Origin of the sequence: Arthrobacter jiangjiafuii (assembly GCF_018622995.1) — a bacterium.
Lineage (GTDB): Bacteria > Actinomycetota > Actinomycetes > Actinomycetales > Micrococcaceae > Arthrobacter_B > Arthrobacter_B jiangjiafuii.
In genome coordinates, this window is sequence record NZ_CP076022.1 from 1,022,875 (window position 1) to 1,049,463 (window position 26,589).

At 67.9% G+C, this 26,589-nt stretch carries 15 protein-coding genes, 1 tRNA gene and 1 pseudogene; 15 read left to right on the forward strand and 2 right to left on the reverse strand.

Annotated elements, in window-relative coordinates:
* Positions 1–75: 75 nt before the first annotated feature.
* The 3 genes from rsmA to KKR91_RS04935 are packed head-to-tail and all read left to right on the forward strand — an operon-like array spanning position 76 to position 3,924.
* On the forward strand, positions 76–984 hold the full coding sequence (gene rsmA / locus KKR91_RS04925) for a 16S rRNA (adenine(1518)-N(6)/adenine(1519)-N(6))-dimethyltransferase RsmA (protein ID WP_210230335.1): 909 nt from the start codon (positions 76–78) through the stop codon (positions 982–984).
* Between the two features lie 34 nt (positions 985–1,018).
* A complete protein-coding gene (locus tag KKR91_RS04930; RefSeq protein ID WP_210230337.1) occupies positions 1,019–1,999 on the forward strand; it encodes a 4-(cytidine 5'-diphospho)-2-C-methyl-D-erythritol kinase in 981 nt (326 codons plus the stop codon).
* Between the two features lie 56 nt (positions 2,000–2,055).
* The gene (locus KKR91_RS04935; protein WP_210230339.1) at positions 2,056–3,924 is read left to right on the forward strand and encodes an ABC-F family ATP-binding cassette domain-containing protein; all 1,869 of its coding nucleotides are present in this window, start codon (positions 2,056–2,058) and stop codon (positions 3,922–3,924) included.
* A gap of 282 nt (positions 3,925–4,206) precedes the next feature.
* On the opposite strand, the gene KKR91_RS04940 is transcribed toward KKR91_RS04935, so the two are convergent.
* Positions 4,207–4,659 (reverse strand): NUDIX hydrolase, encoded by a 453-nt coding sequence (locus KKR91_RS04940; protein WP_210230779.1) that lies wholly within the window; start codon positions 4,657–4,659, stop codon positions 4,207–4,209.
* Positions 4,660–4,665: 6 nt separating this feature from the next.
* A pseudogene (locus tag KKR91_RS04945) lies at positions 4,666–5,250 on the reverse strand (TetR/AcrR family transcriptional regulator); the annotation flags it as partial.
* A gap of 166 nt (positions 5,251–5,416) precedes the next feature.
* Here KKR91_RS04945 and KKR91_RS04950 point away from each other — a divergent pair.
* The 12 genes from KKR91_RS04950 to sufU all read left to right on the forward strand — a co-directional run bounded on the left by KKR91_RS04950 (position 5,417) and on the right by sufU (position 26,522).
* Positions 5,417–5,488: transfer RNA gene (locus KKR91_RS04950), tRNA-Gln, on the forward strand.
* Between the two features lie 73 nt (positions 5,489–5,561).
* Entirely contained in the window at positions 5,562–7,097 is a 1,536-nt protein-coding gene (gene glmU, locus KKR91_RS04955) for a bifunctional UDP-N-acetylglucosamine diphosphorylase/glucosamine-1-phosphate N-acetyltransferase GlmU (RefSeq protein ID WP_273544940.1), read from the forward strand.
* Positions 7,097–8,080 (forward strand): ribose-phosphate diphosphokinase, encoded by a 984-nt coding sequence (locus KKR91_RS04960; RefSeq protein ID WP_210230341.1) that lies wholly within the window; start codon positions 7,097–7,099, stop codon positions 8,078–8,080. The genes glmU and KKR91_RS04960 overlap by 1 nt, the downstream gene beginning before the upstream one ends.
* Positions 8,081–8,349: 269 nt before the next feature.
* The gene (locus tag KKR91_RS04965) at positions 8,350–8,958 is read left to right on the forward strand and encodes a 50S ribosomal protein L25/general stress protein Ctc (RefSeq protein ID WP_210230343.1); all 609 of its coding nucleotides are present in this window, start codon (positions 8,350–8,352) and stop codon (positions 8,956–8,958) included.
* A gap of 66 nt (positions 8,959–9,024) precedes the next feature.
* On the forward strand, positions 9,025–9,612 hold the full coding sequence (pth, locus tag KKR91_RS04970) for an aminoacyl-tRNA hydrolase (RefSeq protein WP_210230345.1): 588 nt from the start codon (positions 9,025–9,027) through the stop codon (positions 9,610–9,612).
* Between the two features lie 440 nt (positions 9,613–10,052).
* Positions 10,053–12,662, forward strand: a complete 2,610-nt coding sequence (locus KKR91_RS04975) for a helix-turn-helix transcriptional regulator (protein WP_215057281.1) — start codon at positions 10,053–10,055, stop codon at positions 12,660–12,662.
* 29 nt (positions 12,663–12,691) lie between these two features.
* Entirely contained in the window at positions 12,692–15,412 is a 2,721-nt protein-coding gene (locus KKR91_RS04980; RefSeq protein ID WP_210230349.1) for a LuxR C-terminal-related transcriptional regulator, read from the forward strand.
* Positions 15,413–15,606: 194 nt separating this feature from the next.
* Positions 15,607–18,342: a hypothetical protein gene (locus tag KKR91_RS04985; protein ID WP_210230351.1), complete on the forward strand. Its 2,736-nt coding sequence runs from the start codon at positions 15,607–15,609 to the stop codon at positions 18,340–18,342.
* A 239-nt stretch (positions 18,343–18,581) separates the two neighbouring features.
* Complete coding sequence (locus KKR91_RS04990; protein ID WP_273544941.1) at positions 18,582–21,449, forward strand: helix-turn-helix transcriptional regulator; 2,868 nt, start codon at positions 18,582–18,584, stop codon at positions 21,447–21,449.
* Complete coding sequence (locus KKR91_RS04995) at positions 21,446–24,202, forward strand: helix-turn-helix transcriptional regulator (protein WP_210230355.1); 2,757 nt, start codon at positions 21,446–21,448, stop codon at positions 24,200–24,202. Before KKR91_RS04990 ends, KKR91_RS04995 begins: the two co-directional genes overlap by 4 nt.
* A gap of 538 nt (positions 24,203–24,740) precedes the next feature.
* Positions 24,741–26,057 carry a cysteine desulfurase gene (locus KKR91_RS05000; RefSeq protein ID WP_210230357.1) on the forward strand — a complete coding sequence of 439 codons (1,317 nt, stop codon included), beginning with the start codon at positions 24,741–24,743 and terminating at the stop codon, positions 26,055–26,057.
* Positions 26,058–26,522, forward strand: a complete 465-nt coding sequence (gene sufU / locus KKR91_RS05005; RefSeq protein WP_210230359.1) for a Fe-S cluster assembly sulfur transfer protein SufU — start codon at positions 26,058–26,060, stop codon at positions 26,520–26,522.
* The last annotated feature ends 67 nt before the right edge of the window (positions 26,523–26,589 follow it).

Consider the following 26,589-nt stretch of genomic DNA (forward strand, 5'->3'; position numbering starts at 1 on the left):
ACTGGCCGGACTGAGCACTCCCGGGCTGCCGGGTCCGGCCCGGGGGAGCGGCCCCGGCTCGGCTAGTATTACTGCGTGACTGAATCCGTTTCCGCCCCCCGCCCGCAGGTCAAACCGTTGCTGGGTGCCACCGACATCCGCGCCCTGGCCGAAGAGCTGGGTGTGCGCCCCACCAAGCAGCTCGGGCAGAACTTCGTCATCGACGGCAATACCATCCGGCGCATCGTTGCTGCCGCCGCCGTGGGACCAGAGGAGACCGTGCTGGAAGTCGGACCCGGGCTGGGCTCGCTCACCCTGGGGCTGTTGGATGCGGCCAAGTCCGTGGTTGCCGTCGAAATCGATCCCGTCCTGGCTGAACGCCTGCCCGCTACCGTCGCGTCCTGGCGTCCGGAAAAAGCCGACCAGCTGCATGTCGTCCTCGGCGACGCGATGCGCATCACCGAACTGCCGGTTCAGCCCACGGCACTGGTAGCCAACCTGCCGTACAACGTGGCGGTGCCAGTGGTGCTGCACCTGCTCGAACGCTTCCCGTCGCTGCAGCACGGCCTGGTGATGGTCCAGGATGAGGTGGCGGACCGGCTGGCCGCCGTGCCCGGCTCCAAGGTCTACGGCGTGCCTTCGGTCAAGGCCGCCTGGTACACCACCATGCGCAAGGCCGGCGTGATCGGCATGAACGTTTTCTGGCCCGCTCCCAAGATTGCCTCCGGGCTGGTCGGCTTCACCCGACACGAACCGCTGGAAACCACCGCCAGCCGCGAAGAGGTTTTCGCTGTGATTGATGCCGCTTTCGCCCAGCGCCGTAAGACGCTCCGGGCCGCCCTGTCCGGCTGGGCCGGCAGCCCGGCTCAGGCCGAAAACGCGCTGGTGGCGGCTGGCGTGGATCCCAAGGCCCGCGGCGAGGTCATCGACATCCACGCATTTGCCCGGATCGCCGAGGCCAAGGATGCCGGGGCCCCGGACGAGGGAGCAGCGGCCGGGCATTAACGGCACGGGCGGCCCGTCCTCTAAGTTGGAAGATATGAGTGCAGCCAATTCTCCTTCCGCACCGGCCCCGCCGCGGGCTCCGGCCTCCGTGCGGGTCAGCGCCCCGGGGAAGATCAATGTCTCCCTGCTGGTCGGCCCGCCCCGTCCGGACGGCTACCACGGCGTCGCCAGCGTCTATCTGGCCGTGTCGCTGTTTGAGGAAGTCCACGCGACGGCCACGGATACCGACGGCGTCACCGTCACGGTCCAGAGCGACGGCGCCCTGCACGTTCCCGTTGCAGGCATCCCGCTGGGACCGGACAATCTGGCTGCGCGGGCGGCGCAGGCCCTGGCGGCCCACACGGGCCACCCCGCCGCTGTCCACCTGCACATCATTAAGCGGGTTCCGGTGGCCGGCGGCATGGGCGGCGGATCGGCCGACGCCGCCGCCGCACTGGTAGCCTGCAACGCCCTCTGGAACACCGGCCTCTCCAACGAGGAACTGGCCGGCATCGCTGCCGGGCTTGGCGCCGACGTCCCCTTTTCCCTGCTCGGCGGCGCCGCCGTCGGACTGGGCGTGGGGGACCGGCTGGCTCCGGCACTCTCCGAGACCCCGCTGCACTGGGTCCTGGCCGCCTCCGATTCCGGGCTTTCCACACCTGCGGTGTACGGCGCCCTCGACGCGCTCCGTGCGGAACAGCAGATCCAGGTGCCGGAACCGGAGGCAGCGGATCCGTCGATCCTGGCCGCCGTGCGCTCCGGGAACGCCCGGGACCTCGCAGCCGTTATGTCCAACGACCTGCAGGACGCGGCCCTGGCCCTGGCGCCGGAGCTGGCCGGGCTGCTGCGCGCCGGTGAACGCCTCGGCGCGCTGGCCGGCATGGTGTCCGGTTCCGGCCCCACCATTGCCTTCCTGACAGCGGACACCGATGCCGCAGCGGAGCTCGAAACAGCCCTGCGCGCTGAAGGGCACCGCGCCCTCGCTGTCCTGGGCCCGGTGCCCGGAGCGCGGCTGCTGCCCGCCGTCGCCGGCTGACTTTTCCTATCCTGCACAACACCCATATTCCTGACATCACAAGAAAGTAGTACCGATTGGCACACCTGCTTGGTGCTGAGAACCTCAGCATTTCCTTTGGCACCCGCACGATCCTGGACGGGGTTTCCCTGGGCCTGGAAGAGGGGGACCGGATTGGCGTCGTCGGCCGCAACGGCGACGGCAAGTCCACCCTGATGCGCCTGTTGGCCGAGCGGCAGACGCCCGACGACGGCCGGGTCACCCGCCGCCGCGACGTCACCGTCGGCTATCTGGACCAGTCCGATGTGCTCGACGGCGACCTCACCGTCGGTGAAGCGATCGTGGGCGACGCCGCCGACTACGAGTGGGCCTCGAACGCCCGCATCCGCGACGTCATGAGCGGACTGATCCAGGAAGTCGACTGGAACGCCCAGGTATCCTCCCTCTCCGGTGGACAGAAGCGCCGCGTGGCGCTGGCCAAGCTGCTGACCGGGGACGACGACGTCGTCATGCTGGATGAGCCCACCAACCACCTCGACGTCGAAGGCGTGGCCTGGCTGGCGCAGCACCTGAAGAACCGCTGGCGCGCCGACGCCGGCGGCCTGCTCGTGGTCACCCACGACCGGTGGTTCCTGGATGAAATCTGCACCCGGACCTGGGAAGTCCACGACGCCGTGATCGACCCGTTCGACGGCGGCTACGCGGCCTACGTGCTGGCCCGCGCCGAGCGCGACCGGATGGCGAACGTCGTCGAGGGCAAGCGCCAGCAGCTCGTGAAGAAGGAACTGGCCTGGCTGCGCCGCGGCGCCCCGGCCCGGACCGCCAAGCCCAAGTTCCGCATCGAGGCGGCGAACAACCTGATCGCCGACGTTCCCGAGCCGCGCGACACCCTGTCACTGAACAAGATGGCCACCGCCCGCCTGGGCAAGGACGTCCTGGACCTCGAGGAAGTGTCGCTGACCCTGGGCGACACCGAATTGTTCAAGAACATCACCCTGCGCCTGGCGCCGGGGGAGCGGCTGGGCCTGGTGGGCGTCAACGGCGCCGGCAAGACCACCCTGCTGCGGCTGCTCAACGGTGAAATCGAACCCACCTCGGGCCGGCTCAAGCGCGGCAAGACGGTGCAGACCGCGGTGCTCACGCAGGAGGTCAAAGAGCTCGACGAGGTCGCCGACCTGCGCGTGATCGAGGTCATCGAAAACGAGAAGCGCGTCTTCAGCGTCGGCGGCCGGGAACTCTCGGCCGGCCAGCTGGTGGAGCAGCTGGGCTTCAACGCCCAGCGCCAGTGGACTCCGGTGCGCGAGCTTTCCGGCGGTGAGCGCCGCCGGCTGCAGCTGCTGCGCCTGCTGGTGGGCGAACCCAACGTGCTGATGCTCGATGAGCCCACCAACGACCTGGACACCGACACCCTGGCCGCCGTCGAAGATGTCCTGGACGGCTGGCCCGGCACCCTCGTGGTGGTCTCGCACGACCGGTACCTGCTCGAACGCGTCACCGACCACCAGATGGCCCTGCTCGGCGACGGCAAACTGCGCGGTCTGCCCAACGGCGTGGACCAGTACCTCGAGCTGCGCGGTGCCGCCCTGGCGAAGAACTCCTCGGCGACGACGGCGGCGCGTGGTTCCTCGCAGGCGGCCCGTGCCGCAGCGGCGGGCTCCTCGCGTCCGGGCTCCGGTGGGGTTGCGACGGCGGTGGCCACCGGTTCCGGTGCCTCCGAGGCGGAAAAGCGCATTGCCAAGAAGGACCTGGTGCGGATCGACCGGCAGATGACCAAGCTGAAGGCCCAGGTCGAGAAGGTCAACGCCGAAATGACGGCCGCCACCGTGAAGTCCGGCGGAGCCGACTTTGACCGGCTGGCAGAGCTGAACAAGAAACTGCAGACCCTGGCATCCGAGCAGGAAGACCTGGAGCTGCAGTGGCTGGAGGCCTCGGAGAAGCTCGAGTAGCAGGGGGCCTTGCCGCTGGCCCGCATCCGGGCGGAGACGCCGTTCGCGGTGTTCCGTTTCCCGGGTGCGGGCTTTCGCGTGCCCTCAGCGGGGCTAGTCACCGGTCCGGTCTGGACGGGCTTCGAGTGTCGATGTCGTGCGCTGCGACGCCGTCCATTGTCGAGATGTTGCCGCTTTCGCTCGCTCTTTTCGGCGTGATCCCGACTCTCGGCGCCCCTGACGGGCGTGATCCCGACTCTCGGCGAGCCTGACGGGCGTGATCCCGACTCTCGGTCAGTGCAGCTAGGCCCCGGCGAGCAGCTGGGGCAGGATGTGGTCGCGCAGCAGCGGGGAGAGATCGTCGCGCTCGAGCGCCTGTGCCGGGTCAAGCCACAGCAGTTCCTCGATCTCGGCGGCAGCAGCCAGTCCGCCGGCCTGCCCGGGATCGGAGATCGTGTAGGCGAACAGCCCCGCGTCGATGAAGGTGTTCTCCTCGTTGGCGGCCGGACCGTACCAGTGGCCCAGGACCTCGAGGTCCGTCTCGGCCAGGGCCAGGCCCAGCTCTTCCCGCACCTCGCGCACTGCAGCGCCGCTGAAGGACTCGCCGGGCTCCAGCTTGCCGCCGGGCTGCATGAACTTCGAGGTCCCGCGCTTGCGGACCAGGAGCACCCGGCCGGCGCCGTCGCGCACCAGGACCGCCGAGAGGGTCAGGACCACGTCGGGCTCCGTCCCCGGAGGCAGGAACGCCGGATCCATGTGGGTGAGCCGGGGATCCTTCTGCAGGCCGGTGAGCCCGTTCCAGGACAGGTTCACCAGGTGGGCCGCCACTGTGGCCTTGTCGGGGGTCCGGGCGTCCAGCCACCACTGGCCGGTCATCGCGACCATGCCCACCAACATCTGCGCGTACATCCCGCCTACCTCGGCGCTCAGCCCGCGGTTGCCGAATTCCTTGGACAGGATGTGCTCCACATGGACGGTTACACGGGAGAGCAAGGTGGCGAAGGTGCCTTCAGGCTGCGACGGCGGGGCATCGCGCACCAGAATCCGGAACCCGTCGGTATGGCCTTCGATGTAGTCCAGCATCGAGTACGCGGCCCGCTCGATCAGGATCCGCGGGCCGGCGTCGGCGCTGAGCGCTTCGGTAATCACGGCCAGCAGCCGGTCAAACTCGGCATCAACCACCTCGGTGTACAGCGCTTCCTTGGAACCGAAGTGCTCGTAGACCACCGGCTTGGAGACCCCGGCAGCAGCGGCAATGTCCTCGATGGTGGCGCCGTCCAGCCCACGCAGGGCAAACAGGCCCCGGGCGACGTCGATAAGCTGGGCGCGCCGCTGCGCGCCGGTCATGCGCAGGCGTGCCCCGCGTGCCGGAATTCTAACCACCACCACAGTCTACGGTCTTGACATCCGGGGCCGGCCGGCGCGTAATACGGGCCCTGCGGCGGTTCAACTCGCGCCGGTGTCGCCGGACATGGCAAACTAAACACTTGTGTGCGGGGTGACCTGCACATTTTCCGCCCTGGTGTAATGGCAGCACCCCGGCCTTTGGAGCCGTGGAGTATAGGTTCGAATCCTATGGGCGGAACGGCAAACGCCGGGCGCAGGCCCGGTTGCCTGCCACCACTTCAGCGGCCGGACCACAACAGGAGCGCTTCTTCGTGACCAATCAGGATGCCGAATCCACCGATAGCGCCCCCAGCGGCGGACCAGCGGCCGTGATTGTCCTGGCCGCCGGAGCGGGGACCAGGATGAAGTCCCGCACTCCGAAAATCCTCCACCCGGTCGGCGGCACCTCGATGATCGGCCACGCCCTGGCCGCGGCGCAGGCGCTGTACCCCCGGGCCCTCGCCGTCGTCGTCCGGCACGAGCGGGACCTGGTGGCAGCGCACGTGGCAGCCGCCGCCCCGCAGGCTGTGATCGTGGACCAGGACGAGATTCCCGGCACCGGCCGCGCTGTCCAGGTTGCCCTGGAGGCATTGGACGCCTTTGCACCGCTGGACGGCACCATCGTGGTGACCTACGGTGACGTTCCGCTGCTGGAGGCGGACACCCTGCGCCAGCTGGTAACCGTGCACCAGATCGACGGCAACGCCGTCACCGTGCTGACCGCGCACCTCGACGATCCCACCGGCTACGGCCGGATCCTGCGCGCCGAAGACGGCACGGTCACCGCGATCGTCGAGCACAAGGACGCCGACGACGCCCAGCGCGCCGTCACCGAAATCAACTCGGGCATCTACGCCTTCGACGCCGCCGTGCTGCGTGAAGCGCTGTCGAAGGTCACCTCCGACAACTCGCAGGGCGAGATGTACCTCACCGACGTCCTCGGCCTGGCCCGGGCCAACGGCGGCCGCGTTGCCGCCGTCGTTACCGGTGACTTCTGGCAGGTGGAAGGCGCCAATGACCGCGTCCAGCTCGCCGCGCTGAACGCCGAACACAACCGCCGGAACCTCGTCCGCTGGATGCGTGCCGGCGTCACGATCGCGGACCCCGCCACCACCTGGATCGACGCCGGGGTCACGCTGGCCGAGGACGTCACCATCCTGCCCGGCACCCAGCTGCACGGCACCACCACGGTGGCGCGCGACGCCGTCGTCGGCCCCGACACCACCCTCACCAATGTGAGCGTGGGGGAGGGCGCCAAGGTGGTCCGCACCCACGGTTCCGACGCCCGCCTGGGCGACGGGGCCGACGTCGGGCCCTTCGCCTACCTGCGCCCGGGCACCGTACTGGGCGCCAAGGGCAAGATCGGCACCTTCGTGGAGACCAAGAACGCGAACATCGGCGCCGGATCCAAGGTGCCGCACCTTTCCTATGTGGGGGACGCCACCATCGGCGAGCAGTCCAACATCGGTGCGGCGTCCGTTTTCGTGAACTACGACGGCGTAAACAAGCACCACACGACCATCGGATCGCACGTGCGCATGGGCAGCGACAACATGTATGTGGCCCCCGTTACAGTGGGCGACGGCGCGTACAGTGGAGCTGGAACGGTGGTCCGCAAGGACGTTCCGGCCGGCTCCCTGGCCATCAATGTGGCGCCTCAGCGCAACCTCGACGGCTGGGTGCTGACCAACCGGCCGGGCACTGCGGCAGCCGACGCAGCGGCCGCGGCCAACGCCTCCGCTTCAGCCACAGATTCCATAACCTCTTCCTCAGAAACTGATTCCCCCACGCGAGAAAGCGATCATTAATGAGCAGCGAGATCACCGCACAAGGTGAAAAGAAGCTTGTCCTAGCCACTGGCCGGGCCCACCCGGAGCTGGCCGAGGAGATCGCACGCTGTCTTGACACGGACCTGCTGCCGCTGGCCTCGTATGACTTCGCCAACGGCGAGATCTACGTCCGCCCCGGCGAGAGTGTCCGAGGCACCGACGCCTTCGTAATCCAGGCGCACCCCGCGCCGATGAACAACTGGCTGATGGAACAGCTGATCACCGTTGACGCCTTGAAGCGGGCCTCCGCCAAGCGCATCACTGTGGTCTCCCCGTTCTACCCGTACGCCCGCCAGGACAAGAAGGGCCGCGGCCGCGAGCCGATCTCGGCCCGCCTGATCGCGGACCTGTACAAGACGGCCGGCGCTGACCGCATCATGAGCGTTGACCTGCACACCTCGCAGATCCAGGGCTTCTTCGACGGCCCCGTGGACCACCTGATGGCCATCCCGCTGCTGGCCGACTACATCCGCACCCGCGTGGATGTCTCCAATGTCACTGTCGTGTCCCCGGACACCGGCCGCGTCCGGGTCGCCGAGCAGTGGGCCGAGCGCCTGGGCGGCTCGCCGCTGGCATTCGTGCACAAGAGCCGGGACCTGACCGTCCCGAACCAGGCTGTGTCCAAGCAGGTTGTCGGCCAGGTCGCAGGACGCACCTGCGTGCTGATCGACGACATGATCGACACCGGCGGCACCATCGCCGGCGCCGTGCGCGTGCTGAAGGAGGCAGGCGCCAAGGATGTCATCATCGCCGCCACCCATGCCGTGTTCTCCGATCCGGCCGCCCGCACCCTGGCCGAATCCGGCGCCCGGGAGGTAGTGGTTACCAACACGCTGCCGATTCCCGCGGCCAAGCGCTTCGACCAGCTGACCGTCCTCTCGATCGCCCCGCTGATTGCCCGGGCCATCAAGGAGGTCTTCGAAGACGGCTCGGTGACGAGCCTCTTCGACGGTAAGGCCTAAGGCCCGCCGGTCCGCACGGACCAACCGCTTTGCTGCTGCCCGTTCGGACTCCGGTTCGGACGGGCAGCGTGCTGCTGGTAGGATGGTCTGCGATGCCTAGGCGAGGGAGAGGTCCGGATAGATCCGGGCAATACTCCGTTATCGACGGTGGCTGGCAACTTCTGACCGCACGGACCTGATTCTCGGATCGGTGACCAAAGTGCGGCGCTGTTCCCATACCGGCGCCTTCGTCCCGGCAACCACGGAACATCCATAATCAGGAGTTTGAAATGTCTGAGCAGAAGCTCGCAGGAACCGTCCGCACCGAATTCGGCAAGGGCGCTGCCCGCAAGGCACGCGTTGCCAACCTCATCCCCGCCGTCATCTACGGCCACGGCGCCGAGGTCATGCACATCCTGCTGCCGGCCAAGGCCACCACGCTGGCTGTCCGCACCTCCAACGCCCTGCTGGAAATCGACGTCGACGGCGAATCCCACCTGGCCCTGGCCAAGGACATCCAGCGCGACCCGATCAAGCAGATCATCGAGCACATCGACCTGCTGACCGTCCGCAAGGGCGAAAAGGTCGAGGTTGAGGTCAACGTCCACGTTGACGGCGAACTGGCACCGGGCTCCTCCGTCTACAACCAGGAAGCCAACACGGTCCTGGTTGCCGCAGACGCCACGAACCTGCCGGAAACCATCGTGGTCAACATCGAAGGCCGCGTCGCCGGCGAGCACATCTACGCCAAGGACCTGGACCTGCCGGCCGGCGTCGAGCTGCTGCTGGACCCCGAAACCATGATCATCAACATCTCCGAGTCCGTTGTTCAGGACCTGGGCGCACCGTCGGATGAGCAGATCGCCGTTGCAGCTGCCGAAGTTGACGCAGAGGTCTAATTCATCTCCGGGGTCTGCTCCCCGTAACGGAGCCGTCCGGTTCTTGTCGAAGGAGCAGTACCTGTAGTGAACAGCAACACCTGGCTTGTAGTCGGGCTCGGGAATCCCGGGCCCGGCTACAGCCGTAACCGGCACAATATCGGCCAGATGGTCCTCGATGACCTGGCCTCCCGCGTGGGCGGGAACTTCAAGACCCACAAGTCCCGGGCGCAGATCCTGGAGGGCCGGCTGGGCATCGGCGGGCCGCGCGTGATTCTGGCCAAGCCCCTGACCTACATGAACCTCTCCGGCGGACCGGTCTCGGCGCTGAGCAAATTCTTCGACATTCCGGCCGGGAACGTAGTGGCCGTCCATGACGAGATCGACATTCCGTTCAACACCATCAAGCTCAAAGCCGGCGGCGGCGAGGGCGGGCACAACGGCCTGCGGGACATGAGCCGGGCCCTGGGCACCAAGGACTATCTCCGGGTGCGTGTGGGCGTCGGCCGTCCACCCGGGCGGATGGACACCGCCGACTACGTGCTGAAGGACTTCCCCTCCGTGGAGGCCAAGGAACTGCCGGTCCTTATCGGCGATGCGGCCGACGCCGTTGAACTGCTGCTGACCGAGGGGCTCACCGCCGCGCAGCAGAAGTTCCACTCGACCGGGTCCTGATACCGCCGATCAGTGCAAAGCCGTCCCGGGATGCGAGCAAAAGGTCCTGCTCCGACAGGTAATCCGTTCGTGAAAACGGGTACGGCACCCGTCATCCCCAACGTGCCTATCCCCATTGTTGGGTGCCTGCAACGGGCCTAGAATTGTTACGTGCCTTCGGGCAACGCAAAGCTGGGGCCGGCGTCGGGAGGCCTCCGAGACTGGGCCACCCCCATCTCGGCGCCGGTCCCTTTTGCAAGCAAGCAGGTCTTCGCGGCGACCCGCTCACAGCACCGTCCCCACCGCTCACAGCACTGTTTCCACCGCTGACTGCTCGATGCGTTTGTATGTTGTGGACGAAATACGGCATCCGGCGTACGCTCACAACAGTAGCCGCCCGTTATGCTTCAGCTGGGTTGCTGAAAACAGCTGTGAAAGCCGCGGGGGGCGTGGACAAACATATGTGGGGTGACACCAAAGGGCGGAACCTGCTTGTGGCCCGCACCGATTCGCTGGCGGAGCTGGGAGCGGCCCTGCAGGCAGGAGCAGGCGCGGTTGTCGTCGGGCCCGCGGGGATCGGCAAGACCGCACTCGTTCGTGCCGCCGCCGCTGCCGCCCACTTCCACGTGGTCAATATCCGGGGCAGCCAGATGTCGGGCCAAACCCCGTTCGGCGCGCTGGCCTGGCTCATCTCCGAGCTTCCGGCGGGCGTCTCCGAACGGCCGGTGCAGCTGCTGCCGCAGTTGGAGGCCCTGCTTATCAAGCAGGCAGCGGGGCTGCCGGTGCTGCTCCTGCTGGACAACGCAGAGCATCTGGACGGCTCCACCACCATGGCCGTCTCACAGCTGGTACGACGTTCCGCTGTCAAGGTTCTGGCCACAGTCGAGAATCTCGGTGCCGCCGCTCCCGATTTCCTGGCGTTGTGGCGTGACGGGCTGCTGCGCCGCATTGATCTGATCCCCTTTACCCTTGCCGAGACCGGGGCACTGATGGAATCGCTCCTGGGCGGCCGCGTGTCCTCTACGGCAGCGTTGGCCATGCAGAGCCATTCCGCGGGCAACCCCCATCTGATCAGGCTGAATACGCCTGTCCAGGCGAATTGCAAGAGCCTGGTCCAGAAGGGAGGCGTCTGGGTCCTGGCCAAGCCCCTGGTGTATTCGGCCCAGGTTGGGGAAGTCATGGCGGCCCGGCTGAAGCGCCTTGCACCACCTGAACGCTCCCTGGTTGAACTGCTGGCCCTGGCCGGGGGACTTCCGCTCCCGGCGCTCGTCCAGCTGGTTGGTTCCGAGGCCGTCGAAGCACTCGAGGAAATGCGGGTGGTCGAGGTCACGGAAACCGGCACCGCCCGGTTGGCCGACTTCACCTCAGCGCCCGCTATCGCCGGCAGCGTTCCGCCCGGACGCAGCCGTGAACTTTGGGAGGCGCTCTCCGGCATCATGGACCCCGAGCAACTCGATGCGCCGGCGCTGGCCGGTTTCGCGGGGTGGACTTTGGCCTGTTATGGCACCCTGGCACCAGCCACGGCACTGCGCGCCGCAGCCCTGGCCAACGCCGGTGACGACCCGGCGTCCGCGTTGAGCTATATCCGCTCCGTGCCGGCTGCCCGGCGGAGCCCGGGCATGGTGTTGGAAGAGGTAGGGGCGCTCATGGCATCCGGGTCCAACCTCGAAGCGTTGAAGGTGGTGGAGAGGTTTGAGGCTTCAAATGCTGCTGTCGCGGACACGCACACCAGGGGCGCGCTGATGCTCGGCAAGGCCGAACTGCTGCGGCTCGTGCCCACGCAGGGCGACCCGGACGTGGCACTGCGGGAGGCGGCCGCTGTCCTTGGCACGGGTAAGGACACGGCAGAACAGCGCACCACGGTACTGCTGACTCGCGCCGCCCTGGCAATCAACACCGGGCGCCTGCAGGAGATTCCGGCAGAACTGGAGCACATCCCGACGCGAAAGGGCCTCCCGGCGGCCCTCCGAATCCAGGCGGCCTCGCTGCGGGCGCAATTCCTTGCGCTGACCGGCCGCGCCAATGAAGCGCTTGCCCTGATGAAGCCAATGGGCTGGGACACAGGCCGGACGTTGCCGCCCGGGGCCCGCTACCGGGTCTACACAAGGACCGTGATGGGGTTGATCAGCGCGGGAGAGCTTCGCCTTGCCGGGGAGCAGGTAGAGGCACTGTCCGAATGGGGAACCCGCAAGGCCTTCCGCGGCAGTTCCGGGGAAGTGGCAGCAGGCCTGGTCCATGCGCTGGCAGGCAGGGCTGACAAGGCAATGCGGGCTCTGACATCCTCCATAAACCAGCTGCAGGTGCAGGATCCCACCGATGTCCTGCCCGTGGCGCAAACGCTGGCCGCTTATGCCTGCAGTCTGCAGGAAGACCACACCGCGGCCAAACAGTACCTCGCCGACGCGGCGGAATTTGCCTATCCACCAACTGCACAGGCAAAGCTGTTGACCGCCATGTTGCGGCTGCAGGCGGAACTGGCGCAGGATCCCGAGGCGCTGGGCGCACAGTTGCGTGCCATGGCCTCGAACTGTCTCGACTCCGGGATGGTGGCAGCCGGCCTGGACTGCCTCACGGCTGCGGCCAGGGCCGGAGACCTGGAGGCAGCCCGCGAGCTCGCGGCAGCGGCAGAGCCTTTGGATGGCACATGGACCCGGGCCCAGTTCTGTTTCGGGGCAGGTCTGGCCGGCAGCGACCCGGAACTGCTGCTGGAATCGGCGCAGCTGTCCCTGGAGCTGCAGAACCATCTGCACTGCCATGCGGCAGCCAGTGCCGCCCAGCGCCTCCTGCGCGGCCGGCGCGATCAGCTTGGCCGCGCCCAGGGCCGGAGCGCCCGCCGGCTTGAGCATCTGAGCTTCCGGGAACTGCGCGACGCCAACTCCATCAAAGCGCGGCTTGAGACCCTCAGCCCCTTCGAGGCCGATTTGGCCCGCCGCGCAGCCGGCACCGCTACCCGGGAGGAAATCAGCCGTGCCTTGAACCTGTCTCCGCGGACCATCGACTGGCACCTCGGCAAGATCTTTGACAAGCTGCGTGTCTCCGGACGCCCGGAACTTGTCGAGGTCCTAGGCTAGGCCGGGCCGGTTGGAAGACAGGGGGACTGGTGACACACGGATTTGAGCTGCAGCCGCTGGTGGGACGGGACGATGTCCTGGCCTCAGTGCTGGCCAGCGTCCAGCGTCCGGCGGGCCACGGAGCTGTAGTGGTGGCCGACGCCGGCATGGGCAAGAGTGCGCTGGCCGGCGCTGTCGCCGCGCAGTTGGAGGGCCGGATCCCGATTCACCGGATCCACACCAGCTCATCGCTTTCCGCGGTCCCCTACGGCGCTCTCGCTCCGCTGATCGCCGAGCTGGATCCGCGGGATACCGATTCCCCGATTGCCGTCATGCGGGCCCTGCTCCACCAGCTCTTTCCCGATGGTAGCCACGGAACCGGCGACGGCGGTGGACAGGATCCTGCGCATGCACCGCTGGTCATTGTGGACGACGCCGAAGCGCTGGACGGTCAGGCCGCGGACCTGCTGGCCCAACTCGTGGCTTCGGCCAGGATCCGGATCCTGGTCCTGACCCGGAGGATCTCCGATATTTCCGAAGGCCTCTCACACCAGATTTGGGAAGGGACGTTGTCCCGGCACGAGCTGCTGCCGCTCACCGAGGACCAGATCCATGAGCTCTGCGTGCAGGCGCTCGGAGGCCCGGTCCTTACGGGCACCAGCACTGACCTGGCCAGGGCCAGCGGCGGCAATCCCATGCTGGCCCTGGCGCTGCTGTCCGAAACGGTACGCACCGGCAGCCTGATTTTCCGACGCGGGATCTGGCTGCTGCACGAACAGGTCCTCACCCCGGGGGGCCGGTTGGGTGATCTGCTCCGGGCGCAGCTGGCTGACCTGACCGAGGAGGAACGCGACGCCCTGGAAATCATTGCCCTGGCCGAGCCGCTGCCCGCGGCCACGGCGTTCCGGCTGGGCCTCCATAGCGCCGTGGATTCGCTCACCCAAGCCCGCCTGGTAAGCCTCTCCGCTGATCCGGCCCGGCTGCTGCGCCCTATGCACCCGATGTACGGGGAAGTGATCCGCCGGATGGTTCCGGCTGCCCGCAGCGCCCGGCTGCGACGGCGCCTCCTGGCGGTCGGGAAGCCCGATACCGGCGGTGAGAACCTGCTGCGGTGGGTTTGCTGGTCCCTGGACTGCGGGGAAACGGTCAGTGATGCGGAATTGGTGAACGCAGCGTACCGAGCCAACAATATTTTCGACAGTGCCGCGGCCCTGCGGGCAGCGGGCGCCGTCAAGGGCCCCGATCATGCCGTGGCCGCCAGGGTCCAGGCTGCACGGGCCTGCTTCCAGGATGGCAGCATGGCCTCGGCGGCAGACCTGCTTGCCGGAGCCACGGAAACTGCCGCAGACCTCACCACGGTCAAAATGGCGGTGCTCATAAGGGTGCAGTTGAGTATTAACAACGACGGGTATTCTCCGGCATTGGCCTCCATCGCCCGGGATTGGCAGGGCGCCGTCGACCGGATCGAACGGACCAGTGAAACGCATCCCGAGGCTGACCCGGAGCTGGCTGCCGACATTGCCTCCTCACGCCGCGGCGCCTGCCTGTTGGCGCTGATGGCCGAGGTCGCAGCCGGCAGCTTCAACTCGGCGGAAGAGCAGCTGGACGATATCCTCGCTGCTGCCCGCGACGCCGGTGACGAAGAGGCGATCCTCATTGGGAAGGCGCTGCTCAGCGAGCTCATGGCCGCAACAGGCCGGGTCCGGGCGGCGGCACGACTGTCCCGCGATGCGATGGCCATCCTCACCCGCGGCGGGCAGAGTTTCCTCTCCTATTACCAGTTCGTGCTGCACCGCCGCCTGGTCGCCCTCTCCTGGACGGGGGAATGGACCCAGATGCAGGACACAGTGCAGCGCGGCATGGGAGGTATGTTCGGGTCGCTGGTGCACATCGCCGGCGTCGTCGATTTCGCCGTAGGGATCATGCACCTGCGGACCTCTAAACCGGCGGCTGCCCTGACCCACTTTGCCGCCGCCGTGGAAGGGCTGCGGACCCACGATCCAGAGGGGCTGCTGCCGCTGGCGATCGCCCTGGGGGCGTTCGTTGCCGCTTCGGAGCGTTCCTCCACCATGGCCGAAGAACTGCTGGCCGAAGGCTCGGCTTTGGAACCGCGTGGAGCGGCGCCCTATCGGCTGCTGGCAAAGGGGTACCTGGCTGCCGCGACTTCCGTGCTGGCTATGGAGGCCCAGCCGCCGGCCTCCCTGCAGGTGCTCGCCGCTGAAGCTGAGAAGGCCGGATTCATTTCGGCGGAGTTCGAGTTGCGGTTCCTTTCCCTGTCTTTGGGCGACCAGGACGGTTTGAACCGGCTACGGAAGATCTCCGGGGACTTCGAGGGCCCGCAGGCACGGGTATTGGACCGCTTCGCCAGGGCAGTCCTGGACGAGGACGCCGAGGAGCTGGCACGATTCGGGACCGAAACGGTTGAACCGGGCTGGAAGCGGCTGGCGGAGCGGTGCGCAGCCGAGGCGCTCCGGCTCGCGAAGGCCAACGGGGACGCGGCGCTCCTGCTCCGTGTCCAGCGCATACTCAGTAAAAAGGCCGGAGATGCTCCTGTGCAGCGGCTAAGCCCCGGAGCGCCCGTGCTGACCCGACGGGAACGCGACGTCGCATCACTTGTTATGCAGGGCTACCGCAACGCCGAAATCGCGGAGCGGCTCTCCCTGTCGGTGCGGACGGTGGAGGGACACATCTACCGGACCTTCGAAAAGCTGGGGATCAGCAAGCGCGAGGAGCTGAAGAGCGAGCTGCTCGCCGATCGGCCCATTACCTGACCAGCACTGCGCCTGCGGACGTAGCGGACCACGTACCGCACCATCCAGGCCGCGTAACCGATACCCGTGCAGCAGCGGGCCGCGCGAGCCTAGGGTGAACATGGCCTTCGGCGGCAATTCCGCTGAACAACCGGTCCGGGAACGGCTGTGAACCACCAGCCGCTTATCGCGGCCCTGATATTGAGGTCCAACCGATGAGCATGCTGCGGCGGCCGTGCCCGCCCACGGACAATACGGCGCTGCCAAACTCGGCGACGTCGGACGTTTCCATGACCCATGCCTTCGCGGAGAGGAGGGCGGCACCGCAGGCCCGAACCGCGCGTGATGCTGCACTCTCTGCAGTGCTGGCGGCGCTCGACGGCCAGGGAGCGGTCATCTTGGGCGGGCCCGGAATCGGCAAATCGACTCTGGCCAGGGAGGCAGTGAACGCCATGCCCGGCGGGACGGCCGTCCATTTGCGCGGCAGCACGGTCTCGGCGCAGACTCCCTACGGAGCCCTGGCCTGGCTGCTGAGCGATTTATCCGCCGCTGAACTGGAGAGCCCGGTCCTGGTTCTGCGGGCGCTGGAATCGAAGCTGCTCCGGCAGGCTGCCGGCCGGCGGATCGTCCTGGTTGTCGACAATACAGAGGATATGGATGATCAGGCTGCCCTGGTGACAACCCAGCTTTGCCGGCGGGGTACCGTGTCACTGCTGCTCATCACGGGAGACCTGATCCGCTGCCACCGGGAGTATGTACGGTTATGGATGGACGGGGTGTTGAAACGGGTGGATCTGTCCCCGCTGGATGTGCAGCAGACCGCTGAACTGCTGGCAGATACCGCCGGTGGCCCGCTGACCGGGCTGGCGCAGCGTGTGCTTTGGGAGCGCAGCAGGGGAAATCCACTTGCGGCAACCTTGCTGTGCCGGGACCAGATTGCTGCCGGATCGCTGGTGCGCCGCCGCGGATTCTGGGTCTGGACGGGTCCCCTGGCGCATGCCGGTGAACTGCCGGAGCGGGTTGAAACCATGTTGCGCCGATTCAGTGCCGAGGAACGCCGGGCCGTGGAGATCCTGGCGCTGGGCCGGGAGCTGCCGCTGAACACTTTCCTGGAACTGGTTCCTGCCCGCACCGTGGACGCCTTGGAGGAGGGTTCGGTCATTACGGTCAGCGCAGGGTCGGAGCAGCCGGTCCGGCTGGCCAGGCACCTGCAGGCGCCTGCCATAGCCGCCAGGATCCCCTACAACCGGAGCCGCGGGCTCTGGTCGGAACTGAGCCGTGTGGTGGACTTTCGGAGCCTGACCGGATCAGCCGCAGCAGGACTGGCCGAGTGGTCTCTGACCTGCGGGGTGGTGCTGGATCCTTGGGTTGCCCTGCCAGCAGCACAGTGGGCCAACCACATCGGTGATTCCGGGGCCGCGCTGCGGTTCGCGCAGGCACTTCCCGCCCACGGACGCCCGTTGGCGGTGATCCTCGAAGAAGCGGACGCGCTCCGGGCCGAGGGGCAGCACGCCCGGGCACATCGGGTTCTCGTAACGGCCGGGGACACCTTCGCTGAGGAAAAGGACGCCTCGGAGGAGCTGCGTCTTCGCTACCTCACGTCCCGGGCCGTAACCGCAGCCATTTCGCAGAGTGGCGAGGACCCCTGGACGCTGCTGGATCAAGCCGACCGGGTGCTGGAATCAGACTCCGGAGCCCGCCCCGGCCCGGCACTCCAAGTGAACCTGGCCCGGGCTGAGCTGCTGATGATGGAGGGCCGGCTTGCCGAGCTGCCGGTTTCGCTGCGGGATGACTTCGCGGACCCGGCTGCCCCGCCCGTGCTCCAGCTCTGGGCCGGGATCCGGCTCGCCCAGCAGGCGGCCGCCGTCGGGCGCTTTGCCGAAGCGCTGACCCTGGCGGCGGCGGTCCGCTCCCGGCTGCGGACGGGTGTTTCCGCCGGGGAGCGTACCCGGGAGTGCTTGTTCCTGGCTCTCTTTTTTCTCCTGGTCCGGTGCGGGGAGCTCGGTGAAGCACTGGCGCTGACTAGGTCTGCTGCCAACCCCGGCACTGCGTCAGGATTGCGTTTATCAACCGGCGCCGAACTTCCCACCGGGCTGGTCCATGCCTACGCCGGCCGCGGCCCTGCTGCCCTGGAATCGCTGCGACCGGCGCTGGCCCAGCTGGAATGCCGCGATCCGGACGGACTGCTGCCGCTGGCCCAGGCGGCCGCCGCCTACGCCGAGTCGTTGACGGCTGAGCCGGATTCCGCAGGTCCGGCCCAGATACCGGGGTTCCATCCCCTACCCGACCCTGTGATTGGCTCGGCCGCACACTACTTTCGGATCCTTGCTTCCGCGGACGAGGCACGGGCCGGGGAAACGTCCGCTGCCCTGACCTCCTACGCACAGCAAGCCCTGGCCGCAGGCAATCTGCCGGACGGGCTGCTCGGGCTGGCCGGCGCCTCCCTGCGGGGCGATCTCCAGGCGGCGGCTGACCTGGGCGCCGCAGCCGCTGCTGCGAACGGCGCACCCGCTTCCATCTATTCCGCGCTGTCCGTGGGACTGCTGCACAACAGCGCCGCGTCGCTGATCTCGGCCAGCCGGGCGGCGCTGCGGCAGCAGAACGCCAGGCTCGCCCACGCGGCAGCACAGCGGGCGCGCGTGCTGGCGGCCGACGGCGGCAGCCGCGCCGAATCTCGACGGGCCCGGCACCTGGAGTTTCAGTGTTTCCGCCTGCTCTCGCCGGAAAACAGCGTAGAACGCGCATTGACCCGACTCGGAAATTTTGAGCGGGAACTGGCGCTACGCGCGGCTGCCGGAGAGACCAGCGTGGCGCTCGGCGAGCGGTTCCATCTGTCTGCCCGCACGGTGGACTGGCATCTGGGCCGGGTTTTTGGGCTGCTCCATGTCTCGGGGCGGAACGATCTTCGCGACGTCTTGTCGGCTGCGCACTCGAACCCGCTGCCCGGGTAGGTGCTAATCAAGGTCCTGCACGGAGATCACTTGCTTGGCTGAGTACCGCCTTACCCGAACCTAGGTACAAACCGGTCCAATCAGCCGCCCAAACCTGAGTAGTGGACCGGTGCGACTGGTGACCGGTACTCGTGTCCGCCCCTCGGATCACTTCTACGCTGGCCGCAGACATCCCACCTGAACTACCTGCCGCGGATAACTCCGGGCGGCTAGGATCACCGGCAGAAACGGGTCTCACCGTGCAGAACAGTTTTCACCACACCTATGCCAGGCAGCAGCCAGCCCCGGAAACGGGCGCAGCAGAGCGCAAAGCGGATGCGCATCCCGGACGAACCGGGACTCTCCCGGCTGCCCGGCCTGAAACAACAGTTCCGACCTTTGTCGGACGGCGGGAGGTGACCCAGTCCATCCTCGACCAGTTGGCCGCTGGCGGCGGTGCCGGCTGTGTCCTGGTGGGGGAGCCCGGCAGCGGCAAGACCGCCCTGATCCACCACGTGCTGCGCCAGTGCAGCAATACCTATGTGGTGCACGTGCGTGGCTCTGCCTTCTCCGGCCGCACCGCATTTGGTGCCCTCACCTTCCTGCTCTCCGACCTGGATCCGGAGGTGGCCGCACATCCGGTGCTGATCCTGCGCGGGCTCACCCAGCTCATCCAGGAGCGGGCGAAGGGCCGGGCCGTGCTGCTGGCTGTGGACAACGGCGAGGAACTGGACGAGTTTTCCGCCATGGCGCTGAGCCAGCTGGTCTTGAACCGGACGGCCGGCCTGCTCGCCTCCTTCCGGGATTTCAGCAAGGCTCCGGCGGAGTTGATGGGCCTGTGGCGGGAAGGCATCCTGTCCCGGGTGGACCTCGAACCGCTTGAGACGGCGGAGACAGCCGAACTGCTCGAGGCAGAACTCCGCGGACCGGTCTCCGGTGCCGCCGTCGCAAACCTGCACCGGCACGCCGGTGGGAACCCGCACCTGCTCAGGCTGGCCTGCGCTGACTTCCGTGAGGCTGGGCGGCTGCGCTCCAGCGGCCCCGTTTGGGTGCTTGATCCCCGGCGGCCAACACCGGCCGGACGCATGGCAGAAGCCGTCCTCTCACGCCTGGACGGGCTTAGCGAGACGCAGGTTGGCCTGGTCCGCACAGTGGCGCTGGCCGGCTCCCTGCCGCTGGCGCACGCCCTGGATACAGTCGAGCCAGCCGAAGTGGATATCCTGCAGGAGCGCGGATTCCTGACTGTGGACCGCGAAAGCGTGCCCAGCATCCGGGTGCGGGATGCTGTGCTTGCCCGGTCTGTCTCCCTGGCCCTGGACGGTGCCACGCAATCCGCCCTGCTTCAGGGCCTCCGGGCGCAGACTGCAGCGGCGGTACCTGCAACAGGGGAGTCCGGTGCCGATCAACCGGACCCGGCAGCGGCCATCGTTGATCCGGTCCGCCTGGCACTGTGGCGGCTGGACAGCGGCGAAGCCCTGGACCCCGCATCTGCCGTTGCTGCCGCACGGGAGGCCAACGCTGCCGGACATCCGGCCCGCGCCGTCCGGTTCCTTACCGGGTTGCAAGACCACCTGGCCATCCCCGCCGCGGTCCTGGAGCTGGTTCAGGCGCGGATGAGTCAGGGCGAATATGGCGCGGCCTTGTCCGCGATGAGCAGCTACCGCAGCCTCGAGGCAGATCCGGATCCGCTGGACGAAATCCGGTTGCTGCTGGCCGAGAGCCGCGTGTTGTGCATGGCTGCCACCGGCGCAGTGTCCGAGTCCGCCCACACCGGCCTGCTTGCCGAAGGTGCTGCCCGCAAACATGACGGGCTGCTGGCGAAGGCCACCGAACGAACAGCGGAGTTAGCCGCCGCCGGTGACATCAGCCGCTCCGACGCAGCAGCCCTGGAGCGGGAAATGATCGTGGCCCGCGCCGCCTGCAACTCGGCGCACGGCCGCTTTCTCGAAAACGCCGCGTACCTGGGACCGCTGCAGGCCCAGGCTGCCGGCTACGACAACGGTTTCCGCGTCCTGATCGGATCCTGGCTCTGTGAGGCGCTGGGCCTGACGAACCGGCAGGATGAAGCGCTTGAACTCGCCCAGGAGATCGAGCGGCTGCTGGATGGCCCGGGCATCGGGCGCGCGGACCTGGCCCGGTCCTTCGCCCGGGTGCTGCATGTGCATCTGGCCATGGGAGCGCTGAAACGTGCCGGGCAGCTGCTGGACCAGCAACGTTCCCACGGGCGGACGGTTTTCCCCGGGCTTACTGCTGAGCTGGCCGACGGCTTGCTCCATGCCTACGCCGGTGATCCGGAGCCGGCGCTGCGCTGCCTTGTTCCCGCAGTGGCTCAGCTGAGGCTTGGCGGGCCCGCGTCCCTGGTCCCGCTGGCCGCATCCGCAACAGCCTATTGCCTGGCCTTGAGCGGTGACGCCAAAGGAGCCGCGCTGCACCTGCAGCTGAAGACCAAGGCGGCCGACGGCGGTCCCTGGTCCGTTCGCCGCGGAACCCGGCATTTCGCCGCACTGGCCGAAGCAGCCCTGGGCTCGCCGCACGCTGTCCGGCGCTTTCTCGACCTTGCCGCCCACGACCACCGGCGCGGTGTTTACGCGTACGAACTGTTGTCGCTGCTCAGCGCCATGCGGCTGGGGGACCGGGAAAACCTGGACCGGCTCCTGGCCGTTTCCGCCCAGCAGCAGGGGCCGTTCGCGCGGATGTGCGAAACCTATGCCAAGGGCACCGGAAGTTACGACACCCAGCTGCTGATCCAGGCCGGGGCCATGGCCGAACAGGCCGGCCACATCCGGTTTGGCAGGGAGGCCTCCGAGAGCGCGCTGGCGGTGGCCTCCGGCTCAGGGGACCGCGCCACCGTCCGGTTCATCCACCGCAGCCGGCGCGGTACCGTGGCGCCACAACCCCACGAGGGGCCGGACTCCACCGACGAGTACCTCAGGGCGCTAACCTTCCGCGAACGGGCGATCGCACGTATGGCAGCGGCAGGAACCAGCAACAAGTCCATTGCGGCGGATCTGAACATCTCGGTACGCACGGTGGAAGGCCACTTGTACCAGGTCTATTCCAAGCTGCACGTCGGGAGCCGCCGTGAGTTGGGCAAGATCATGGCCGAAAAAGCCGGAGGCGGAAAGTGAGCGCCGGTATCGCGGGCCAGCGCACACCTGCCCTGCTCCTGGGCCGGGACCGGGAAATCGCGGAGATAACGGCGAAGCTGCTGGAACCGGGGATGCGCGGCGTCGTGATCCTCGGCGCCGGCGGAATGGGTAAGACGGCGCTCGCCGACCAGGTGCTGCACCGCCTTGACGGGATAGTGACCGCTTCCTTCATTCACGGCAGCCCGGTTCTCTCCCGGATGCCGTACGGCGTGCTCTCGCCCTTTCTCGACGCGGCAAACCCGGCAGACATGGAATCGCCGCTGGCGGTGCTGCGGACCATCCGCCGCTATTTTCACCGCGTCAGTGAGCAGGGCAGCCCGCAGCCGCTTTTGGTCGTTGATGACGCGCACTGGCTGGACGAGGCCAGCTGCCATGTCCTGACGCAGCTGGCCATGTCCGGGGAGCTTCGGCTGCTGGTGCTCAGCAGGACCCGGGCCCCGCGGATCCAGGAGCTGCTGTCCCTGGCCCGCGACGGGCTGCTGGCACGCGTGGACCTTGGGGCGCTGGCCCCGGACGCGGTCCATGACGTCTGTGTCGGCCTGCTGGGCGGCCCGTTGCTGCGCGCCTCCTCGGCGTTGCTGGCCACTGCATCGGGCGGCAATCCACTCTATCTGAGGGCCCTGCTCGCCCGGACCCGCCGGCTCGGCCAGCTGGTCGAGGGCAACGGTGCATGGTTCCTTCGCCGCGAGCCCGACGGGCTGGACGCCGCCGTGGTGGATCTGGTCAAGGGACAGCTGGGAAACCGGACCCCCGAGGAACGGGAAACACTGGAGACCCTCGCCCTGTCCCAGCCGCTGCCCCGCGCCGTCCTCACCGCAGTTTGTGGGCCTGCCGCCGTCCACGCCCTGCTGGCAGATGGTTTGGCGGCGGCCGGCCCCGGTGCGGCTGAACCGCTCCGGGTGGCTCAGCCGCTGCATGCCGAAGTGATCCGGTCCCTGGTGCCCGCCGTCCGCAGCTCCGCAATCCGATCCCGGGTCACGGCCGCCCTGGACGATGACCGCAGCATGGATACGGACGATGAGACCCGGAGTGAGGCGATGTTCCGCCGCCTGGAATGGGCGCTGGACTGCGGCGACGGCGTGGAGGATGAGCAGTTGCTCGCGGCGGCACGTATGGCGAACGACGACGGCCGGCCGCTCCTCGCCGTCCGCTTCGGGGCTGCAGTGCAGGCCGCCCCGCATCTGCTGGCCGCCCGGGCCGAAATCGCTGCAGCTTATGTGGAAACCGCCGACTATGCCCAGGCCCGGGTGCTGCTGGAGGGAATGCTGGAACCGGATCTGCCGACCCTGGCCCCGGACGAGGAAACGCTGACCCGTGCCGCCCTGGCAGCGGCCCGGCTGTGCCAGCGCACCGGCGGGGGGCGCGGGCTCGATGTTCTGGCCGCGACGTGGTGCTCGGCCTCGGCGGACCTGTCCGTCCGGAACGGCGGTGCGCAGGAACCGGGCCCCGGGGTGCCGGCCGGTGCCGAGCTGCTGCGGATCATGGGGCTGATGGTGCGGGGCGATTACAGCCAGGCGCTTGGACGCTTGAAGCCCTACACCGACCGGCCATTGCCCGCGGCCCCCGGATATGACGCGCAGTGGGCGGTGCTGGCACACAGCCTCGCGGCCGAAATACTGGTGTCGGGTGGGAGGATCAGCAGCGCCCTCGAACATTCCGGAACCGCCATGGACCTGATCCACCGTTTCGGCGGGCAACTCCACGCCGGCTGCGGCTCGGTGCTGGTCCGCCACGCGCAGGCGCTGCTGCACGGTGGCTACTTCGCCGAACTCGAGCGGCTCTTGGCGGCCAAGCTGCGGGAACCGGCGCACCGCCTGCTGGCCTTTGGCGGCACTCTGGGGGTGTTCGAGGGCGCCGTCGAAATCCACCAGGGCCGGCTGCGTGAAGGCCTGGCGCGCCTGCACCCCGCGGTGGAAGCCCTGCGGGCAGCCGATCCCGAGATGCTGCTGCCCTATGCGCTGGGACTTGCCGGCTACGCCTCGACTGTCGTCGGGGACCAGATCCAGACCGCGCGTTACGCCAAGGAGCTGCGCGGCCTCGCATACATCGGACCGCTGCCGCTGTGGCTGGTGGGACGCGCCTGTGCCGCCGCTGCCCTTGCCGGCCAGGAAACGGACGGCAAGGCAGCAGCGGACCTCGCCCGGATAGCCGCCGAAGCACGTGCCGCCGGCCTGCTGTCGGCGGAGAAGGACATCCTTGAACTCTGCCTGGCCACGGGGGACCTGCACCAGGCGGACCGCCTGCAGGAAGTGGCCGCAGCCTTCGAAGGCGGCGCCGCGGAAGCACTCCTCGCGTACGCAGGTGCCGTGGCGTCAGGCAACCCGGACCGGATGGTGGCGGCAGCGGATGAAGCGGTGCGGCACCGCAAATATCTGCTCGCGGTGGAGAGCATCGGGCACGCGATCCGGTTCTACGGATCGCACGGCAACCTCCGGCGGCAGCGTGCCCTGATCCAGCAACTGCGCCGGCGCCGCGGGGAACTGGCAGGGGTCACTGTCTCCTACCTGAGCCCCTCGCTGCACCTGGTCCGGCTGACGCGCAGGGAGCATGAAATTGTTGACCTGCTGCTTTCCGGTGCGAGCACCAAAGACGTGGCCGCCCACTTCACCCTCTCGCAGCGGACGGTGGAGGGCCACGTGTACCGGATCTACGTGAAGTTGGGCATCAGCCGGCGCGCCGATCTCGAGGCGGCGTACCGGGCGCTGGAGCCGGGAGCGTCAATGGCACCCTAGCGCGGGCCTTCGGCGCCGGCGGCGGGAAACCGCCCCGAAGAGCATTCGTGCTGGTCCGGGCCGGAAAAGGCGCATAAGTAGGGAGCAGGTAAACCTACGGCAAAAGGGGAAAATAGCATTGGGCAGTCGAGTAGGCATTACTCGTGCTGGGGGGAAAGGCCGCTTCTATGCTTTTGTTTGTTGATTGATTTCTGCAGAACACCGGGTTCCACAATCCACGGTTTGTACGGTACTTCCCCCAGGGAATAACTACCCGTACAGACCGCTGCCCGTGTCGCAGCCAATCATCCGGCGCCTGCGGGCGCCGGCCCCCGAGCGGGGTCGACGGCGTAGAGGCCTCTTGAGACCAAGGCTTCCCCCCAGCCGTCGTCGGCCCCTTCGGAAGCCCCCTGAGCAAGGGGAGACCGCTGTGGCCCAAACTAAGGCCCGGCTCAGGTGCGCGCACGGCGCAGCAGTGGGATGATTAGCACAGACTTTACTTGCGTAATGGTGCAGCTCACCCCACCGCAACCCGACGGCCAGCCAAGGAGTTTCCCCCGTGCCTGTGGTTTCCACCCCCGAGACGCTCAAGCCCTTCGCCGGGCCGCTGGACAACGCCGAAGCGCTGCGCATCCGCAACGACTTCCCGATCCTGGACCAGCAGGTCAACGGGCATCCGCTGGTGTACCTGGACTCGGGTGCCACGTCGCAGAACCCGCTCAGTGTCATCGAGGCCGAGCAGGAATTCTACGAACAGCGCAACTCGGCCGTGCACCGCGGGGCGCATACCCTCGCCGTTGCTGCCACCGATGTGTATGAGGACGCCCGCGCCAAGGTGGCCGGCTTTATCAACGCCCGTCCGAGCGAGATTGTCTGGACCTCCAACGCCACCGAGGCCCTGAACCTGCTGGCGTACTCATTCTCCAACGCCACGGCCGGCCGCGGCGGGGAGGCGGCCCGCCGCTTCGCCCTCGGCGCCGGAGACGAGATTGTGGTGACCGAAATGGAACACCACGCCAACCTGATTCCCTGGCAGGAGCTGGCCGCCCGCACCGGTGCCACCCTGCGGTTCATCCCGGTGGACGACGACGGCGCGCTGCGCCTCGAGGAGGCCGAGCGCCTGATCACCGGGCGCACCCGGATCCTGGCGTTCAGCCACGCCTCGAACGTGCTCGGCACCATTAATCCCGTGGAAACCCTGGTGCGCCTCGCGCGCAACGCCGGGGCGCTCGTCGTGCTCGATGCCTGCCAGTCCGTGCCGCACCTGCCGGTGGATGTGAAGGCGCTGGACGTTGATTTCGCTGCGTTCTCCGGGCACAAGATGCTCGGCCCCACCGGTATCGGTGTCCTCTACGGGAAGGTGGAGCTGCTTGACGCCATGCCGCCGTTCCTCACCGGCGGGTCCATGATCACCACCGTGACTATGGAACGCGCCGAGTACCTTCCGGCGCCGCAGCGCTTCGAGGCCGGTACCCAGCGCATTTCCCAGGCCATGGCGCTGGGCACCGCCGTGGATTACCTGCAGGAAACCGGAATGGACCGCGTCCATGCCTGGGAGAACACGCTCGGCCAGCGCCTGGTCACAGGCCTGGAAGCCATTGAGGGCATCCGGGTGCTCGGCCCGCGCGCCGGGGTGGAGCGGATCGGGCTGGCGGCGTTCGACGTCGCCGGCGTCCACTCCCACGACGTCGGGCAGTTCCTTGATGACCAGGGCATCGCGGTGCGTGTGGGCCACCACTGCGCGCAGCCGCTGCACCGCCGGCTCGGACTGGTCTCCACCACCCGCGCCAGCACCTACCTGTACAACACCACCGACGACGTCGACGCGTTCCTGCGCGCGGTGGCCGGCGTCCGTCCGTTCTTTGGAGTGAAGTAGATGAGCGCCGAACTGCAGCAGCTGTACCAGCAGATCATCCTCGACCATGCCAAGGCACGGCACGGGGCCGGTCTGCTGGATGCGCCGGCCGAGGCGCGGTCGGGGGAGTCGCACCAGTTGAACCCCACCTGCGGCGATGAGATCACGCTGCGTGCCGTCGTCGGGGAGTCCGCCGCCGGAGATGCCGCTGTGGAGGGCATCAGTTGGGACGGGCAGGGTTGCTCGATCTCGATGGCCTCGGCCTCGGTCCTCACCGATTTGGCTGCCGGGCTGCCCCGGGACGAGGTGCTGGGCCTGGTGGAGAACTTCCGCGAGGTGATGCGCTCCCGTGGCACTGTGGAGGCCGATGAAGAGGTGCTCGGCGACGCCGCGGCCTTCTCCGGGGTCTCCCGGTATCCGGCGCGGGTCAAGTGCGCCATGCTCGCCTGGGTGGCGCTGGAGGAAGCACTCCTGGCCGCTAACTGACGGCCCCGATGGGGCGTCGTCCGCTGCTGGTTGAATAGGACGTAACGGCCAGTGGCCCCGGGAAACC

Bases quoted from the DNA above. Each gene is read 5' to 3' on its own strand.
- KKR91_RS04985 (WP_210230351.1), top strand. From the start codon at position 15,607: ATGAGCATGCTGCGGCGGCCGTGCCCGCCCACGGACAATACGGCGCTG.
- KKR91_RS04960 (WP_210230341.1), top strand. From the start codon at position 7,097: ATGAGCAGCGAGATCACCGCACAAGGTGAAAAGAAGCTTGTCCTAGCC.
- KKR91_RS04965 (WP_210230343.1), top strand. From the start codon at position 8,350: ATGTCTGAGCAGAAGCTCGCAGGAACCGTCCGCACCGAATTCGGCAAG.
- KKR91_RS04975 (WP_215057281.1), top strand. From the start codon at position 10,053: ATGTGGGGTGACACCAAAGGGCGGAACCTGCTTGTGGCCCGCACCGAT.
- KKR91_RS04940 (WP_210230779.1), bottom strand. From the start codon at position 4,659: ATGGATCCGGCGTTCCTGCCTCCGGGGACGGAGCCCGACGTGGTCCTG.
- KKR91_RS04930 (WP_210230337.1), top strand. From the start codon at position 1,019: ATGAGTGCAGCCAATTCTCCTTCCGCACCGGCCCCGCCGCGGGCTCCG.
- sufU (WP_210230359.1), top strand. From the start codon at position 26,058: ATGAGCGCCGAACTGCAGCAGCTGTACCAGCAGATCATCCTCGACCAT.